At 64.8% G+C, this 1,317-nt stretch carries 2 protein-coding genes; both read left to right on the forward strand.

The features are described 5' to 3' along the window. Positions 1-39 precede the first annotated feature (39 nt). Positions 40-561 carry a homoprotocatechuate degradation operon regulator HpaR gene (gene hpaR, locus C2U70_RS32305; RefSeq protein ID WP_140982754.1) on the forward strand — a complete coding sequence of 174 codons (522 nt, stop codon included), beginning with the start codon at positions 40-42 and terminating at the stop codon, positions 559-561. A 153-nt stretch (positions 562-714) separates the two neighbouring features. Next, positions 715-1,317: Ldh family oxidoreductase (locus C2U70_RS32310; protein ID WP_140982757.1), on the forward strand; the 603-nt coding region annotated here is incomplete at its 3' end.

Consider the following 1,317-nt stretch of genomic DNA (forward strand, 5'->3'; position numbering starts at 1 on the left):
CTGCAAACTTTCTCGGACGTGAGGACGGGGCACTTTGCCATGACCAGGAAGAAATCGGCCGAGCCCGCCAATGGCGGCCACCCGGCTATCAGGCAGGTGCCGATGCGCGATTTCTCGCGCTCGCTGCCGATGTCGCTGCTCAGGGCGCGCGAGGCCGTGATGCGGCAGTTCCGCCCGTCGCTGCGCCAGCATGGGCTGACAGAGCAGCAATGGCGCATCCTGCGCGCGCTCGCCGCACTCGATGCCATCGAGGTCACCGAACTGGCACGCACGGCGTTCCTGCTGGGGCCGAGCCTGTCGCGCATTCTGCGCGATCTCGAGGCCCGACATCTGATCGAGCGCAAGACGGCGAAGGCCGATCAGCGCCGCAGCATGGTGTCGATCTCGGAGAAGGGCGTGAAGCTGATGGCCTCGGTCGCGCCGACTTCGGAAGCGATCTACGCCGAGATCACGCAACGCTTCGGTGCCCGCAAACTTGCGGAGTTGCAGGACATGCTGGGCGAGCTCGAGCTAAGCCTTGCCGAGCTCGGTGGCGCTGACGAGGCAACCGCCGAGGAGTGAACAGATATGCGGGGAGAATGATGGACATGGCCGGATTTTTTCGCTCAAAGTGCCGCCCAAGCCGATCTCCCCAAAATCGGCGCCGGGACGGATGACGCCGCGTCGAGACCGGCTCATTCCGCAGGGAACAAGGCAGAGGCAAATAGACCCGTTATGGTCACTATCCAGGTTGAGAAGCTGATCGACTTCGTCGCTGATGTGTTTTCGCATGCGGAGTCTTCACCGGAAGAAGCAAGGCGCATCGCGACCTACCTGACCACAGCCAATCTCACCGGCCATGACAGCCACGGCGTGATCCGCGTGCCCGTCTACATCAGGTGGAAGAAGACCGGCAACGTCGTCCCGAACCAGACCGCTGAGGTCGTGCTCGACACGCCCTCGCTCGCGGTCGTCGACGGCAAGTTCGGCTACGGCCAGACGGTGACGCCGCAAGCGGTGAAGATCGGCATCGAGAAGTGCAAGAAGGCTGGGCTCGCCGCCGTCGCTCTCCGCAATGCCGGCCACATCGGCCGCGTCGGCGACTGGGCCGAGATGGCGGCCGCCGAAGGCCTCGTGTCAGTGCATTTTGTCAACGCGGCGGGCTCGCTGCTGGTCGCGCCGTATGGCGGCGTCGAGAAGCGGTTGTCGACCGCGCCCTATTGCGTCGGCATCCCGCGCCCGGGCCAGGATCCACTCGTGCTTGACTTCGCGACCTCGATCGTTGCCGAAGGCAAGGTGCTGGTTGCGAGCCGCGGCGGCAAGAAGCTGCCGAAGGGC

The sequence above is a fragment of the Bradyrhizobium guangdongense genome, from assembly GCF_006483445.1.
Taxonomy (GTDB): domain Bacteria; phylum Pseudomonadota; class Alphaproteobacteria; order Rhizobiales; family Xanthobacteraceae; genus Bradyrhizobium; species Bradyrhizobium guangdongense_A.

Bases quoted from the DNA above. Each gene is read 5' to 3' on its own strand.
- hpaR (WP_140982754.1), top strand. From the start codon at position 40: ATGACCAGGAAGAAATCGGCCGAGCCCGCCAATGGCGGCCACCCGGCT.